At 39.8% G+C, this 15,386-nt stretch carries 22 protein-coding genes; 3 read left to right on the forward strand and 19 right to left on the reverse strand.

The genetic code is table 11. From position 1 onward, the window contains the following. Positions 1-110: 110 nt before the first annotated feature. From CGZ90_RS16890 to CGZ90_RS16935, 10 genes are all read right to left on the reverse strand, one after another. Positions 111-626 carry a hypothetical protein gene (locus CGZ90_RS16890; RefSeq protein ID WP_094253697.1) on the reverse strand — a complete coding sequence of 172 codons (516 nt, stop codon included), beginning with the start codon at positions 624-626 and terminating at the stop codon, positions 111-113. Then, on the reverse strand, positions 599-1,291 hold the full coding sequence (locus CGZ90_RS16895) for an ATP-binding cassette domain-containing protein (RefSeq protein WP_094253698.1): 693 nt from the start codon (positions 1,289-1,291) through the stop codon (positions 599-601). The genes CGZ90_RS16890 and CGZ90_RS16895 overlap by 28 nt, the downstream gene beginning before the upstream one ends. A gap of 13 nt (positions 1,292-1,304) precedes the next feature. Next, positions 1,305-2,117 carry a hypothetical protein gene (locus CGZ90_RS16900; protein WP_094253699.1) on the reverse strand — a complete coding sequence of 271 codons (813 nt, stop codon included), beginning with the start codon at positions 2,115-2,117 and terminating at the stop codon, positions 1,305-1,307. Then, positions 2,114-2,917 (reverse strand): hypothetical protein, encoded by an 804-nt coding sequence (locus CGZ90_RS16905; protein ID WP_094253700.1) that lies wholly within the window; start codon positions 2,915-2,917, stop codon positions 2,114-2,116. Before CGZ90_RS16905 ends, CGZ90_RS16900 begins: the two co-directional genes overlap by 4 nt. Continuing rightward, complete coding sequence (locus tag CGZ90_RS16910; RefSeq protein ID WP_094253701.1) at positions 2,904-3,689, reverse strand: hypothetical protein; 786 nt, start codon at positions 3,687-3,689, stop codon at positions 2,904-2,906. Before CGZ90_RS16910 ends, CGZ90_RS16905 begins: the two co-directional genes overlap by 14 nt. An 18-nt stretch (positions 3,690-3,707) precedes the next feature. Further along, entirely contained in the window at positions 3,708-4,478 is a 771-nt protein-coding gene (locus tag CGZ90_RS16915; RefSeq protein ID WP_133063608.1) for a hypothetical protein, read from the reverse strand. Positions 4,479-4,483: 5 nt separating this feature from the next. Next, positions 4,484-5,428 (reverse strand): hypothetical protein, encoded by a 945-nt coding sequence (locus CGZ90_RS16920; RefSeq protein ID WP_094253703.1) that lies wholly within the window; start codon positions 5,426-5,428, stop codon positions 4,484-4,486. 9 nt (positions 5,429-5,437) lie between these two features. Next, on the reverse strand, positions 5,438-5,953 hold the full coding sequence (locus CGZ90_RS16925; RefSeq protein ID WP_094253704.1) for a hypothetical protein: 516 nt from the start codon (positions 5,951-5,953) through the stop codon (positions 5,438-5,440). Then, positions 5,943-6,452 carry a sigma-70 family RNA polymerase sigma factor gene (locus CGZ90_RS16930; RefSeq protein ID WP_338032255.1) on the reverse strand — a complete coding sequence of 170 codons (510 nt, stop codon included), beginning with the start codon at positions 6,450-6,452 and terminating at the stop codon, positions 5,943-5,945. Before CGZ90_RS16930 ends, CGZ90_RS16925 begins: the two co-directional genes overlap by 11 nt. A gap of 197 nt (positions 6,453-6,649) precedes the next feature. Continuing rightward, positions 6,650-7,243, reverse strand: a complete 594-nt coding sequence (locus CGZ90_RS16935; RefSeq protein ID WP_094253706.1) for a vWA domain-containing protein — start codon at positions 7,241-7,243, stop codon at positions 6,650-6,652. Between the two features lie 150 nt (positions 7,244-7,393). On the opposite strand from CGZ90_RS16935, the gene CGZ90_RS16940 reads away from it, so the two are divergent. Genes CGZ90_RS16940 through CGZ90_RS16950 form a run of 3 tightly spaced genes read left to right on the forward strand, consistent with a single transcriptional unit; the run spans position 7,394 to position 8,910 of the window. After that, a complete protein-coding gene (locus CGZ90_RS16940; protein ID WP_205727414.1) occupies positions 7,394-7,837 on the forward strand; it encodes a hypothetical protein in 444 nt (147 codons plus the stop codon). A 24-nt stretch (positions 7,838-7,861) separates the two neighbouring features. Then, positions 7,862-8,335: a hypothetical protein gene (locus CGZ90_RS16945; protein WP_094253708.1), complete on the forward strand. Its 474-nt coding sequence runs from the start codon at positions 7,862-7,864 to the stop codon at positions 8,333-8,335. A gap of 29 nt (positions 8,336-8,364) precedes the next feature. Then, the gene (locus CGZ90_RS16950; protein ID WP_094253709.1) at positions 8,365-8,910 is read left to right on the forward strand and encodes a GNAT family N-acetyltransferase; all 546 of its coding nucleotides are present in this window, start codon (positions 8,365-8,367) and stop codon (positions 8,908-8,910) included. A 5-nt stretch (positions 8,911-8,915) separates the two neighbouring features. Here the strand turns inward: CGZ90_RS16950 and CGZ90_RS16955 are convergent, their stop codons facing one another. From CGZ90_RS16955 to CGZ90_RS16990, 9 genes are all read right to left on the reverse strand, one after another. Beyond that, the gene (locus CGZ90_RS16955; RefSeq protein WP_094253710.1) at positions 8,916-9,140 is read right to left on the reverse strand and encodes a hypothetical protein; all 225 of its coding nucleotides are present in this window, start codon (positions 9,138-9,140) and stop codon (positions 8,916-8,918) included. Positions 9,141-9,229: 89 nt separating this feature from the next. Next, positions 9,230-9,937, reverse strand: a complete 708-nt coding sequence (locus CGZ90_RS16960) for a DUF421 domain-containing protein (protein WP_094253711.1) — start codon at positions 9,935-9,937, stop codon at positions 9,230-9,232. 16 nt (positions 9,938-9,953) lie between these two features. Then, on the reverse strand, positions 9,954-10,652 hold the full coding sequence (locus CGZ90_RS16965) for a DUF421 domain-containing protein (RefSeq protein ID WP_094253712.1): 699 nt from the start codon (positions 10,650-10,652) through the stop codon (positions 9,954-9,956). Between the two features lie 88 nt (positions 10,653-10,740). Further along, the gene (locus CGZ90_RS16970; RefSeq protein ID WP_094253713.1) at positions 10,741-11,178 is read right to left on the reverse strand and encodes a hypothetical protein; all 438 of its coding nucleotides are present in this window, start codon (positions 11,176-11,178) and stop codon (positions 10,741-10,743) included. Continuing rightward, positions 11,175-11,714: a cysteine hydrolase family protein gene (locus CGZ90_RS16975; protein ID WP_094253714.1), complete on the reverse strand. Its 540-nt coding sequence runs from the start codon at positions 11,712-11,714 to the stop codon at positions 11,175-11,177. Before CGZ90_RS16975 ends, CGZ90_RS16970 begins: the two co-directional genes overlap by 4 nt. Positions 11,715-11,750: 36 nt before the next feature. After that, the gene (locus CGZ90_RS20520; protein ID WP_133063609.1) at positions 11,751-12,008 is read right to left on the reverse strand and encodes a hypothetical protein; all 258 of its coding nucleotides are present in this window, start codon (positions 12,006-12,008) and stop codon (positions 11,751-11,753) included. Between the two features lie 24 nt (positions 12,009-12,032). Next, on the reverse strand, positions 12,033-12,914 hold the full coding sequence (locus tag CGZ90_RS16980; RefSeq protein ID WP_094253715.1) for an aminoglycoside phosphotransferase family protein: 882 nt from the start codon (positions 12,912-12,914) through the stop codon (positions 12,033-12,035). Positions 12,915-12,925: 11 nt separating this feature from the next. Then, positions 12,926-13,705, reverse strand: a complete 780-nt coding sequence (locus CGZ90_RS16985; protein ID WP_094253716.1) for a CPBP family intramembrane glutamic endopeptidase — start codon at positions 13,703-13,705, stop codon at positions 12,926-12,928. Positions 13,706-13,830: 125 nt separating this feature from the next. Further along, a complete protein-coding gene (locus tag CGZ90_RS16990) occupies positions 13,831-15,213 on the reverse strand; it encodes an MBL fold metallo-hydrolase (protein WP_094253717.1) in 1,383 nt (460 codons plus the stop codon). Positions 15,214-15,386: the final 173 nt, after the last annotated feature.

The raw sequence follows: 15,386 nt of genomic DNA on the forward strand, positions 1-15,386 counted from the left end.
TGAAATTTTGCTTATGGTAGCATATTTTTGGATTTGGTATTGTTGAATAAAAAATGGGGGTACGGTACCGACACGGTACCGTACCCCCATTATGTTAATAGGTCTATTTTTTAAAACTCTATTGCAATACCATACCTCTTGCCTTTTTTGTACTCTTTGCTTACATGCTCTTTGTATAAATGTTGATCTAAATACAGCTTTCCTTTTGTATCCTTAAACTTAGCATCGACTTGATAGGTTAGAAGAATGGTCTCTGTTGCACCGGGCGGCAGATTGCGCAATGTGACTGGCTCAAACTCTCCGTCTCTAGTCTGGTAGTAATTGTAGCCAAACGCAAGCTTTGTCTCGATTAAATTTATTGCAGATACGTTTTTATCGGACGTGTTCTTAACTTCCATCTCGACAGAAAACGGAACAAATGTAAATCCATTTGTTTTCTCCGCTTTTCCATAGGATATATTCTTGACCTTAAACTCCGCTTCATCAATAGGTACGATATCCCCTATACGAAATGTTTCTACGTTATACTTTCTTGCTACCTCGGCATTCACATAATATACTCTTGTTCCCCAAGCGATAACAGCGAGCAATACAGCTGCTAGAGCGATGATTTTCTTTTTGCCCATCGTCCGTCTCCTTCCAGCCGGTAATGGTCAGTGATCCGGCCGTTTTCCATCATAAAGATTTCATTCGAGAGATAATCGAGTTCTTCTTTATCATGACTCGCGATGAGGATACATTTGTTTTTCGCCTTTAAATCCAGGAGCAGGCGCTTCAGTTCCTCAATGCCATCCGTATCGAGGGCATTGGTCGGTTCATCTAAAATAATCAGATCTGGCTCTTCCATAATAGCCTGCGCAAGACCGAGGCGCTGTTTCATGCCGAGAGAATATTTTCTGTATTTTCTTTTGTCATCCGGATCAAGACCCACGAGCTTGATAGATTCTTTAATTCGATCATCGTCAATTAAATTGTTAAGTCCAGCAAGCATTTTCAGGTTTTTAAATCCTGTGTAGCCGTTTAAGAATCCGGGATATTCAATCAAAACACCTACACTTGGCGGGAAAGAAAGCTCTTCTCCAAGTACATTTCCTCCAACTATCACCGAACCTTCAGTAGGCCGAATCAACCCGCAAAGCGCTCGAAACAGCATCGTTTTGCCAGAGCCGTTCTTGCCTCTAAAGCCATATATCTTTCCTTTTGAAAGCGCCAGGTTGATGTCTGTTAAGATAGGCTGCTTTTTTAATTCCTTCGATAACTGTGTAACTGTTACATACACTAGTTCAGACATTTATTTGTTCCTCCTAAAGGATGTCTTTTTTCTGAAAAATAAATAAAGCAATGACGGCTACCACCGAGAATAATGAAAGACAATAAATGATAGAAAAGCTGAGTGACAGCTGGTGCTCCATATTAAATATTTGCTGTTTCAAAATCATAGAGTGAATAGCCGGAAGCCATTTTAAATCTGAGAATGTAGAGATAACACAGACAACAATAATCCCGAAAAACGTGATGACTGGAGAAACAAACTGGGTGCCCATAAGCATCATTACTGACAGCAAAATGCCAGTTATCATATAACCTAAGAAAATCCGTATGACCAGTTCCACAGATGATATTTTTATTTCCATCTGCGTTTCTATCACTCTCTCAAAATATGGCGAAGCACCTATTGTAAAATCAGCGAATACAACACTTGATACCATATAGATGGTTAGAAAGAGCCCCAGAATCATGAGAATATTTTGAGCTACGATCCAGCACATTTTGGATACTAGATAGTGCAGCTTCGACCGGCATCTCATTAATAGATACGTCCGGTTATTCTCCATATCCTGAAATAAAAAATCACCGATTAAAAACAACAATAGAAACTGGACAAAGTCCCAATAAAAAGGCACCTGATAATCAGATATCCGATAAAAGTAGCCTTCGTCTTTCAGCAAGGCAAAGAACGTTCCGACACTGTTGCTCTCCAATTCTCTTAGCTGCAGACTTTTCATGAGTGCAAGGAAAGCGATGATTGTGTAAAAAGCTAAGTATTTGTACTTGCCGTATGAAAAACTATAGTTTAAGTCCCGTAAAAACAGCTTATATAATGTGGTCCTGCTCATGAAAGAAAGTCCTTCCTCTTATATAACTGCCTGATTATGACCAACAGAACAAATGAAACAGCCAGTAAATATAGACTCTGAAAAACGATACTCATCGGATTGATCCAATTATGAAGCGCCAGGCTCGCTGCCCTTGTAAAAATCGGAAACGGGAGCACATTGCATAAATCAATTCCAGCTAATGTGACTAAAAGAATTATGATAATGGCACTGCTCTTCAAAAAAAACTTTAGAAAAAGTGTCAAAAATGAAATTAGCAAAAAGCCAAAGAACTTTGTAACAAACAATGCCGATAGGATGTTGAACGTGGTGATGTGTGGAGTAATGGATTGAAAAGCTTCTTTATTATTCAGCACTTTGCTAATGGATCCTGTGCTGTGTAGCCAGGTGTTCTCTGGTCCCCTAAGAAGAATTCCGACAAGATAGGAAAATCCAAGAATCATAAGCGTTAAAATGAGCGACAAACAGATTGCCGAGGCTGCAAGAGAACTCCATGTGCGGGATCGAGATCCAAGTTTCAAGACATACAGCGCTTTTTCGTGCTTATCTGTCAGTTGAGAAATCAACGTCACAATGACTGGAATGGCAATAGCGATAAACATATTTTGATTCGTGCTGCCATTAATTCCAGAAAAGTTTGCCATTAAATCATAAATTCCATTGTTCGACCATTGCCCTTCCCTTGCAATGAAGGAGAGACCAGTTTGAATTCCTATACAATATAGAACGATTAGAAGCCATGTTCTGTGGAATGACAGCAATCCCCTTATTCCAAGGTGCACAGCTTTAAACGGTTTCATTTCTTACACCAGCTGTTAAATACCAGACAAAGCTGCCCAAAAATCCTGCAAATAAATATAGCAGCATACTCCAATGTTCTTGATAATTCCATAAAAACAATCCCGAAACGGAATAGCTATACCAGTTCAAACTTGGAAACAAAACATCCAAACCTAAAAACAGAAGGAATGGAAACACTAAAACAATGTAGCGGTTCCTGACAGCAGTTGAAAGGGCAAGCCCTAATGAGGCAAGTATGCCGCCAAACAAGAACAGCAAGAAAAACCGCAGTGCTATGTAGACAAAGGGATGCTGATAAAATAAATCCTGATAAAATCCATTTTGAGAGACAGGCGCCATTCCATAGTAAAAGTTGTTTTCAATTAAAGGAAAAGCCATCATCAATGCCAAGAAGTTAACAAGCAATGGGAAAACAGCAATAAACCCGCCAAGCAGAAAGTTAACAGCATATCGTGTCATTAAATACGATTTCTTGTGTATCTTTGTTAGAATGCTTTTGATTAAACCTGTATTAAAATCCTCTGCATACGCATCACAATAAACAAGGGAAGCCAGGAGAGGAAAAATCAGTGCATAAATCTGATATGTACTCGAAACTTCGAGATACATCCAGCTAACAAAGGGGCTTCTAGGATACATCATGTAATATTGATCTGTGACACCCTGCGGCCACATTTGAATGACTGGCCATAATCCAAGAAATAGCCCTGCAGCGAGCAGCATCCATAAAACGGGTCTGCTGCTAATTCGGCTAAACTCCATCTTTAACATGTTATCCCTCCCAGCCTTTCATGAAAGAAACTCTTTTTTGTCATAGATTTTCAAACATATGAAAAATAAAACTGTAATCCATAAAAGAAAATAGATGAGATTAAATAACTGGTCCTCTGGAGACAGCCAAAGCTCCATCGAGATTCTGGCTTGCCCTGTGAACAAGCTGTATTGATCGAAAAAAAGTCCGTCCCCCAACCATAAGATCAGGGATGTAAAAAACACATACACGTTTTTCCTCAGTAACAGTTTTAAGAAAATTACCATCAGTATCATAAAGAGAATCACGAGGAATCTTGAACCAATAATATAGCTCCATACTTTCCCGCTAGTAACACGGGGAACGTAAAGCTGAAAATAATCCTTGTTATCCAGCCAAAAATACAGCGATCCTTCTTTTGTTCCCCAAAGGTTCGTTAACTGTCCTGTCGAAATCAGTGATCCCACAACACCAATAACTATTATGAGACTGGTTAAAAAAACAGTCAGTCCAACTGCAAAGAAGACATGCTCATAAAATAGCTTTCTTTTCTTTTTAATCCTGACGACTATCATATCGTTTTCTACTTGATCCATAAGAAGAGGCATCACGATGGCGATCATCGGTAGAATACCGGCCAACAGCACAAGCATTCCCGCACTGCCTCCACCTTTAAAGGGAGATAGAAAATCAAACAATGAGTTATTTGCTAACCCAGATGCATTGACCGTCCCTATCACGGTAATGACCAGCACAAACCCGATACTAAGCAGTGCCATTTTTCCAATGAAAGACTTAAGGTCCAGCATCCCCATTATTTATCCCAGCCCGTTTTCTCACCCGTATAGTCATATGTGTTCTTCCTATATTCCTCATAAGGAACTTCTCTACTTCCAGAAACGTCCAATTTAAATACATCTGGAGCAATACCTTTGTTAATCTGAATGTCTGTTCCTTTCACAAAAAAGGTTAATATATTTTCTTTGTTGTAGCATTGCAGATCCAGTAAAGCTCCGGTTTCTTTGGAAACACTCATTGTAAAGTTTCCTTGTAAAGATTCAGATTTTTCTTTTGGAATAACACCTTTAATTTCATAAGTCGGCATTCCAAACTTAGACCCTATGGTGTAACTCCAATTCGAATAATTTTCTCTTAGCAATTCATTCTCTTCGCTTTGTGTAATAAATATATTCCCTACACCTAACCAACCAATCTCCCTAGCAAGATCATCAATTTTATTAGAATTGTTTTTCAAATCCTCTATTGTAGTTAGCTTTTTTTCAGCCAATTCTTGAATAAATACACCATCATTTAATAAAAGATTTTCTGTCTGTATCACCTTACCATCTTGTAATTCCTCATTTGTTGTCAGATTTCTTTTATTGATCAAATCAACGTAAAAGGTATGACGGTGCGTTGACCCCAAAAGAGGATGTCCCCACTCTACCACTCCTTGGGCATTTTCAATGTTATCCCAAGAGTAAAACATTTTTTTCACGATGCTGAATTGATCGGGGTATCTTTTAACCAGTTCCTCTTCTTCCCTATGAAAAGGAAATGGGTCTTCAAGGAATGGATTTCTATGCTCTTTGCCGCTAATTGTAAATGTCTTTTCTTTTTTGTTAATAACATCTATCTTGTTGACCATTTCTTCTTCTTTGCTGTTAAACGTGGTTTTGATATCTGGATAAAATTTGATACCAATCAAGACGAGTGCAAGAACAGTCACGATAAGGGCAGGAATAATTTTTTTAGCCATAGTTACTCCTTATTCTTTTTCATGGATACGCATTTTTATTTTATAGTCGTATTTTTGAATCCAATATTGAATTTCATCTAATCGTTTTTCCTCTTCATAGGTGGGAACGTTTCTGTTTTCTGATTTAATTTTTGTATTGATATCCAGCCACTCTTTCCACAGCGTGCTGTAATCACTAAATGCCTGAGGCGTTAAGTATTGCTTAGCCAAGTCGAAATTCTGTTCAAGCTTCACAAAACTCTCTTCCATCGTTTTTTGTTCACTGTCAGTTTCAAGCTCTAACAGCTTTTCTTTGGAACCAAACACTTTAGACAGCATAGGAATATCCGCATCAGCAATATTTGTTTGCTGAACAGTAATGGCAGACATAAGAATCACAGCGGATGCTGCTAATCCAGCTATCCAGTACTTCGGTGATTTCTTCTTCTCTTCTCTATCCGCCAAATCAATACCAAGTATTGCCCTTTGACGGGCCTCTTTAGGAATCTCGATTTTGTTCATTTCTCTTATAATTTTATTGTCCATAAATATCCTCCGCCGTCAGCTGTTTTCGCAATTTATCGAGTGACCGATATAACGTCGTTTTAACCGTACCAATTGGCACTTCCAGTACATCTGAAATCTCTTGAAACGTGTAATGGTGATAATACTTTAAAATCACTACACTTTTCTCACTTTCATCTAACTTTTCCAGCAAATCTTGGAGAGTAAGCTGCAGAGAAATATCTTGATCATCCGATTGCACAAACTCTATATACTCCGGCTTTAAATGAACAACGTTTTGTCTTTTTTTTAACAGGTCAATTGAGCAGTTAATGGTGATCTTGATCAGCCATGTTTTAAAATACTCAGGACTTTTTAGTTTTTTAATTTGGCTGTATGACTTGTATGCTGTATCCTGTACAACATCCAGCGCATCGTTTTGGTTTTTTACATACATATAAGCCATACGGTACACATCATCTTCATATTGCTGAAACAGTGTTAAATACGCTTTCTTATCACCTTTTTGAGCTTTTTTCACAAGTTTTAAAATAAGCGGTCACCCCCTTCTGTTAGATTTCAACCTATTAGACTGGCAGTATTGTAATTTAGCTTTAGGAATTTGAAATTTTTTAATGGTGTTTTCCGTTTATTTCAATTTTACTTCAATTGGAAAGGTATGTAAGATATTTTGCAATAAAAAAGAAGCCTCCCAGACAGGAAGACTTCACTCATGTACTATTCTTCTTTCTCATCCCTTATATAAGACACCGCCTCACACATCACACTATACATCTTCTCCACACCCTCATTTGACGCTTCAAACTCATACGCATGCTCAGCCGAAATCCCTAAGTGTCCCGCTTCTTTCACCGCGTCCATGTTTGCTCCCATGAAAATGAACTCCCAGCTGTATTTTTCCTTTTGGTGTGTGATGAGCTTGCTGATTTTTTCGTAGTCGTACTCGATGCTCGAGTTTTCCATGCCGTCTGTTGTGATGACGAAGATCACTTTGCCTGGACGGTCTTCCTCTTTTGCTTTGGACAATCTGTTTCCAACATCATTTATCGTGCGGCCTACTGCATCCAGCAGCGCTGTGCATCCACGTACATAATAATCTTCCTTTGTCAGCACGGCGTCCTTTGCATGAATTCCGTCCCACAGCACCTCGTATTGATCATCAAAAAGTACGGTTGTCAGCCGGGTTTCGCCTGCCAATTGGCTCTGCTTTTTCACAAACGCATTGAAACCTCCAATTGTGTCGCTCTCCAGCCCTGCCATTGAACCACTGCGGTCCAGCAAGAAAATAATCTCCGTTAACTCCTTATTCATCTCCATCATCCTCCCTGTTCTTCATGCTATAATGATATCGAGTTTTATCCATTATTTGGTCGCTTTCAAGGCGACATTTAGGAGGCGGTTTCGATTTTAACCGAAAAGCTGATACAGGAGATTCAGGAGTACATTGAATTTCATTTAAGCATGGAGGTTTTCAGCTGCCAAGCACCTATTGAGGCGGAAATTTACAAAGAATCGCTGCAGGAAATCAGCGGTCTTGATGAATTTATCCAAAGCCATAAGAAGCCTTCCTTTAGAGATGTACTTTTTAGCTATATTGACCAATCAGGCGCAACCGACGCCGCCATCTATACAAAAGCAGGCATCGACCGGAGACATTTTTCTAAGATTCGCTCTAGGGCCGATTACACGCCAAAGAAAAACACAGTCATTGCACTCGCCCTGTCACTTAAGCTGGACATTGATAATACCGATGAACTCTTAAGCTCCGCCGGCTATTCTCTTTCCCAGAGCGACGAAGCAGATTTAGTCATCCAGTATTTTATTGAAAAGCAGAATTATAATATCCATGTGATTGATGAAGCACTGTACCGGTTTAAAGGGAAGACGCTGGTTGGGGCGATATAGGATAAAAACTGAGGAGGTACTATCATGTCTGTTGCACACTCCACTTTAAGAGAAAAAGATGCATTTCTTTGTACTCCAGCTCAAGTCAGTCAGGCAATCGCAGCTTACTTTGAAGGAAAAGGTTTCTCCATTCAGGTTTCTGAAAATAAAAGTGATGTTGATGTGATTGCTTCTTCAGGTTCAATCCGCTTCTTTATCGAATCCAGAGCAAACCAAGCATACAAATATCAGGATACAGACAAAGTTTTTGACAGCTCCAAACTAGACGTCCAATTCGCAGAGCAAATTGAACAAATTATGCGGTTTCAGCAGCAAAACTTACATTCTAAAACTACTTTCTTTATCATGGGTAACCCAGATATCAAGAGGCTGCGCAATCGTATTGCCAAAGTGGATAAAATGCTGGATAAGCTAGGAATCATTCGCTGCTGGGTTAAAGAAAATGGAGAAGTTGAGTTTGAAGGGGAAAATGCCTTTTTACTGGAGCTCAGCTGCTGAATAGCATTACGTACGGAGGATAATACAAAATGAATATTTGGCAAGGAAAATTAGTACGATTAAGACCTATTCAGCATTCAGACTGGAAGTACTTCCATAAAGATAGCCTAGACTCTGAGATTTCGAGATTGAATGACGCGATTTATGGTCCAAGATCTGAGGAAGGCACAAAACGGTGGACCGAGTCCGAGGCGGAAAAAGGCTGGGATGGGCACAATTTTAGGATGGCTGTTGAGAATTTTGACGGTGAACTCGTTGGCAGCATCAGCACCGATAAATGCGACCCGCGCAACGGCACGTTTAGCTATGGCGTCAGCATCTTTCGCGACCATTGGAAAAACGGCTATGCGAGCGATTCTATTAAAATCGTATTACGTTATTTCTTCAACGAGCTGCGTTATCAAAAAGCAACTGCCTATGTATACAGCTTTAATGAAGGCTCCATTCAGATGCACAATCGGATTGGATTTACGCAAGAAGGTTGTTTGCGGAATATGATTTATACACAAGGAAAATATTATGACCTATTGGTTTTTGGTTTGACTGATGAAGAATTTGAACAACTCTCACGATAAAACGCTCAGATCTCCTTATCTGAGCGTTTTTCGTCTTTCTTTTCTGTAATCCATTTCGTATATCTAAAGAACACAATGAGCAGGTTTACCACAAAATAAATGATTAAAAGCGCCAGCAGGGCTGAAAAATATTCGCCTTCTTTAAGTGTTTCAACTAACATGTAAACACAAGCAAAACCTAATGCTACTACGACAAGAAATACACAAAAGATTAATGGTGTTATTTTCACGTTATCTTCCCCTTAATCGTTTTATATTCTCCTGCAATTTTTATCCGTTCATATATGTATTATATCTCAACTGTATAATTTTGGAGGTTTCACCCGTTCTTCAACACAAATAATTTCTTGTTTCTGTTTATAGTAGATAAAAAGACATCCTTGAAATCCACAACCCCTTGCACAGCTAAATTATTCATCAGCCACTGTTCATCTACCCCAGCTTTAGCTAGATTTTCATGAATGACCTTCCCCTCGTTGATAATAACTAAAGGGATGTCTGTGCTGCTGGCGGTTAATTTCATATCTGCTGGTGTAACAGGATTTTCTTTCTCCACTTTCATGATGGATATATGCCCATTTGGCTCTAATATGGCATACTTCACCTGGCTCACATCAAAAATATTGTTTACTCTAAGCTCTGATAATAGCAGATCGAGACTGAAAAATTGCCGTTTCAGATTCTTTAAAACGACTTTTCCATTATCGATAAGGATAGCCGGCTTTCCGTTGAAGAAAAAGCTGAATTTCCTGCTTTTTAAAGAGATCAAGCTGAAAATAGTGTGCCAAAGGAAGAGGGTGAATAACGGTATTAGCATATAGGTGAAAGAGATTTTGCCATCTAATAAAGGAGACACCGTAATGGCTCCCAGAATCCATATTAGCGCAAAGTCATACGTGGTCATCTGATTCACAGCGCGTTTGGATACAAGCCGACCAACAAAGAAGCCGATAGCACCAACGATAACGGTTCGAATCAAATAGCCTAACAAACTAATGTGCTCAATATTCCCAAATACGTCCGGCATCCCTTCACCCTCCTCTCTAATTTATATATAGCTCACCCTGTCCGGTTAAAAGTCCGATAAACACCTGCCGAACATCAGTAATATTCTGCTTTTTTAATTGTGCATGCACCCAGTCGGTCGTCAGGTTTTTCTCATGCAGTACCTTCGTGTCGATCTTTCCTTCATATATTAAAATTCTTGATAACTCTGTCGGTGTCGTTGGAATACCCATGATTGACTTTGTGACGGGCAGCTCTTTAGCATTTTGAGCGACACTAAAAACTCCGTTTGGTTCGGCAATCACATAGTCTACATTTTTCAGCTCAAAAATATTTTTCTGTCTTAATATTGAAAACAAATTATCAATCGTGAGCATGGATTTTTTCAAAATATCCTTTTTGACTCTCCCATTTTCCACTAATACCACTTGCTTTTTAGATGAAAAATAAGGTGACAGCTTTAAGTAGCTGTATGAAATCAATAAGATGAACAAGATATAAACCACAATAATTGATATGGAATCAATCGGCCGAGACTGCGGCTGTACCATGCGCGATGAAGCAATATGGCTGATACCAGCAGCAACCAAGAAATTATAAGGCGTGATAATTCCCGGCTGTCTGAATCCCAATGCCTTATCTGCTAAAAATAATACAAAATATAGAATAGTAGTCCGGACAAATAATTCGAGATAAGTAAGATCTTCTGCAGTGAAAAATAAATGCTTTAAGTCCAAAGAGATCTTCTCCTTTAAAGAGACTAAGTAATCTTCTTATCTATTATTTCTTGTAAAGTCGTAAAGAATACCCCTAATAAAAAAACGTTCAGAACTTTTGTCTGAACGTTTTCTTCTTATTCAACAAATAAAAGAGAATGATTGTGAGTACAACTGCTCCTATCCCTACAAACAAAAAGGACAAATCTATCCTCTCTTCATCTTCCTTTTCTCTAAATACCGCTTTTTTATACTTGCCATCCTCTACTTTCACGGCAATGGCATCGTCTGTACTCATGTTCTTAATAGAATAATATTTTGTCCCTTTTTTATAAGCATTTGAAAAATCACCTGAGAGAGATTTCATGTCGGAATAACTCGTCACTTCTCCAACTTCCGAATCAATATCTGTTACATATTCGTCTAATACTTCATAAGTCCGGCCATCCCAAACAACTAAAGGATACGCCCATGAAGTGGCGGATGAAGGTTGCGGAAACATGAAAACAAACAAAACGGCAACTAAAAGCAAGGTACTTTTCTTCATATTTCTGCAGCTAAAACACCAAACTTAATATCCTTTGTTTCCTTCGTATCTGCAAACCACCGTAACACTTGGTTATGATGATCGATGATTTGCTGTGCGGATAATCCGGCTGAATTCCAAGTACTGTGTGCATCTGTAGCCAGTGTTACATCAAATCCCATACTGAAGGCTCTTCTGCACGTTGTGTCCACGCAAACCTCGCTTTGAATGCCCGCCAAGACGACGTGCTCAATGCTCCTTTTCATCAATTCTTCATATAAATGGGTCTGATAAAAAGAATCCGGGGTGGTCTTTTCAATGATTAGTTCCGTTGAAGCTGGAGTAATATCCGGATGTATTTCCCACGCCTCTGTTCCTGGTTCCAGTGTCTTTCCTGCAGGAGCATTATGCTGAATAAACACGACTTGCACTTGAGATTTTCTTGCACTCTCCAAAAGCTGTTTCAAATTCCCGAGCAGCTCTTCAGCCTTGAACACAGGATTCTCTTCTAAAAACATGCCCCTTTGAACATCAATGATAAGAAGTGCAGTTTTCATTCGTTTGTCAGCTCCTTAAAATTTTATGGCTTCCTCTCATCCCATAAGATTCACTAAATAATACTGAAAACTATAAGCTCCTATACAGCTAAGACTAGAAGCTAAAAGTGCAATGGATAGATAAGGATTGTGACTAGACTCTCTTCTTAAAAATAAATAAAAAGCAGATAGTGCCGTACCCAGTATAAAAAACACTAACCAAAAAGATCCCCGTACAAATCCAAATTGAATGAAAAAGACAACGATGTATAAAACATTTATTGAAAGCAACAGAAGCTGTAATGCATTCTTCATTGTTATCCATCCCTTACAATTCTATTAAAATAACACCTCATGCCCCATCCACTTCTCAATCTTAACCTTGCCCTGAATAGACAGCAGCCGGCATAAATAACGATATGGGGTACGGTACCTGCTCAGATCTGGAATCGGAAGCACTCGCTCGTAGCCTTTCCTGAACTCTGCTGCTGACGGCTTGTCCAATATATATTCCAGTCCAATAAAATCAAGTTCACGCGGAGCAATGGCATAAGCTTCTGTATCAACCAGCCCGGTTAACACCTTTCCATCCGAAATAAACTGTGTAGGATCAAGGTCGATCATGACAAAGGTTGAAGACTCCGGAACAGGAAGACCTCGCATTAGCTTCTGCATTTCCGGAAGCATCTTCTTTATTTCTACCTGATCCTCATAATACCGCGAGACGATTTTCTCCATTCCATTTGCAAGATGCTCGCGGAAATCGGCTAGATCCACAGCGAGCTGCTCACGCTCCGGATGTCCTGCATAATTCCTCTTTAATGTATGTATTCTAGCTAGCCCTTCGCCCAAACTTTGCAGAAGAGAAGCAGGCTGATCAATAAAGCTGTCCACCGTTTTGCCTTCCAGCTTTTCAACCACTACAAACTCCCTGTCCAACTTACCTTTTTTCAGCACTCTGGGGACAGGGATGGAACTGACTTCACTCAGCACATTGTTCACACTTTCCAGCTGGTGAACATTTCGGGGGTCGATGCCAAACAGCACGCTGCAGCCATACCAGAAATCGCCCTCTGGCTCACCCTTTATTCGCGATGACCTCACAACCGCCTCCCCGCTCTCGATTTTAACAAGCCACACATCGCTCGCGTGGCCATCGTATCCGGGGCTAAGCTCTTGTACTTCTATAATTTTTTCATGAAATAAAAATTGCAGATTCATAGAACACTCCTTTAATTAAGGATTAAACCACTGAAAACCATTAGAATATTCAGTGTTACATGCCAAATTATTGCCGGCAATATGCTTTTGGATTTAATTGTTATAGCTCCGTAAAAAAAGCCTCCTGCCGCAAAAGCAGCACACACAATCCAAGAAAAACCTAAAGAGTAATGCTGTAAACCAAAGCCTAAGCTAGTTAAAAGAACAGCCCATTTTTCACCGAATTGCTCTAGAAACCGGCTAAGTATTGCACCTCTCCAAATCAATTCTTCAAGTACACCATTTACAAGAGAAAATACAGCGGCCAGCAACAAGACTCCCTGCACAAAATCCCAGCCCCGCATCCCAATAAACGGAACAAAAGATACGATATTAATTGTAAGAGCAATGAGAAGAAACCATCTTACCCTTATTAGGTGTGGACCGAACCAGATAAAGGGAGCAACTATTTTTTCATTCCATAAAGGTTTTTTCCAAAACAAAATAAAAGAACTTTTTTGTAAGAACGACTGTGCAAACAATGGGATTAAGATGAGAGCAAGCGATAAACGGCTATAAAATACATAGCCAATCTTTGAATCGATTTGTTCTATCCAGTGGGCGCTGATATACAAATACAGACCAAACCCGATGCCAAAAAGAAGGCTCGTCACTATAAAATCTTTTACAGGTTTGAGTTTTGTAAAATACAACATTATCGAAAGCAACGTCCATACTCCAAGCAATAGATAACTGTTAAGCTGAAGAATGATGATAAGAGTAATAAACAATAATAGCGCGGTATATTTCATAGAGTTGAGTTCCTGTCTTACAGAATTTAATTATACATATTTTACCACAAAGAGAGTTTGCTCCTGCTTTTTGAAATACAATAAAAAGCATAACTCCAGTGGAATTATGCTTTTAGATTTATTATTTATTTTTTAACTGGCATGCCTTCCTTTTCCCATGCAGAAAATCCGCCTTGAAAATTTAAGACATCCTTGAACCCCTTTTTCTGCAGCATGCTGGTCGCAATCGCTGACCTGGCGCCGGATTGGCAATGGGCGACAAGGGTTTTATCTTTTGGCAGCGATCCCGTCTCGTTTTCTAAGTTACCGAGAAAATGATGGTGTGCACCTGGAATATGGCCGCTGTCCCACTCACTTTCAGCCCTCACATCTATGACATAAAAATTATCGTCAGCAGCATATTTCTTTACTTGATCCGCAGATACCATTTCATACGATTCATGGTCACCGCTCAGCTCTTCTGGCGTTATAAAGCCTGTTATCCGGTCAAGTCCGATGGATTGCAACGAACGTTTAATATCAGGAAGCTTCTGCTCCTCCGCAATCAGTACAATATCCTGATCATATTTCAGCAGCCATCCCGCCCAATTGGTGAACGAACCGTTATACGGCAAGTTTAGTGAACCCTGAACGTGTCCTAATGCGAATTCTGCCGCTGGCCTTGTATCTACTAAAATTGCAGCTTCATCAATTGGAAGCGAAACTTTTGGCGTTTCTTCGCTGTTCAGCAATGCCGGTCCGCTTTTATTCCACTTTTTCATTTGACCAAAGTACGTCGGCGGCTCTGGCTGACTTGATAGAAGCTCCTTTACAAAAGCAGCTTCATCCTGGACTTGGAATGCCCAGTTAACCGTTTTTTCGTATCCAATAGTCGATACCGGAACGGCGCCTAATGATTTTCCGCAAGAGCTTCCCGCACCATGTGCTGGCCAGACCTGAAGAAAGTCAGGCAGCTGAGCCACTTTTTTTAGTGAAGCGAACAGCTCTTTTCCTCCCTTTTCAGAGGTTCCTGCAGATCCCGCTGCCTTCTCAAGCAAATCCGGCCTGCCCACATCGCCAACAAACAGAAAGTCACCTGTGAAAATACCCATTGGCTCATCCGCTCCTCCCCCTTTATCGGTAAGCAGGAACGAGATGCTTTCAGGGGTATGTCCCGGTGTGTGCATGACTTCAAATTGCACTTTTCCTATAGAAAAAACGGAACCATCTTTTAAAAGCTCATGCTCATAATCGCCTAAAAACTCGTATTTCCAGTCTTTATCCCCTTCATCAGACATGTAAAGTTTGATTCCATAAAGATGTGCCAGCTCCCTGGCGCCTGAAAGGTAGTCGGCATGAATATGCGTTTCAGCCGCTGCGGTAATCTTCAGCCCCTCTTTTTTCGCAGTCTCAAGATAAGGGGTATAGTGCCTTGCAGGATCAATGACGATCGCCTCACCCGTACCTTGGCAACCTATCAAATAAGAACGATGGGCGAGCTGTTCATCAAAGAATGATTTAAAATACATAGTGGCTCCTCCTCAGTAAGTAAATAAACCTTTCCTTCTGTTCATTCTTGAATATGAATTGAAAAAGTATACTTCCTTTTTAAAAATACCTCCATAGGTATCTTACCCGTGACAGAAATGAACTAAAACAAGAAAATCTAAGAACGGTACAGAGTTTCTTCCCCCCCGTAGTT

The sequence above is a fragment of the Fictibacillus aquaticus genome, from assembly GCF_002245695.1.
GTDB lineage: Bacteria > Bacillota > Bacilli > Bacillales > Fictibacillaceae > Fictibacillus > Fictibacillus aquaticus.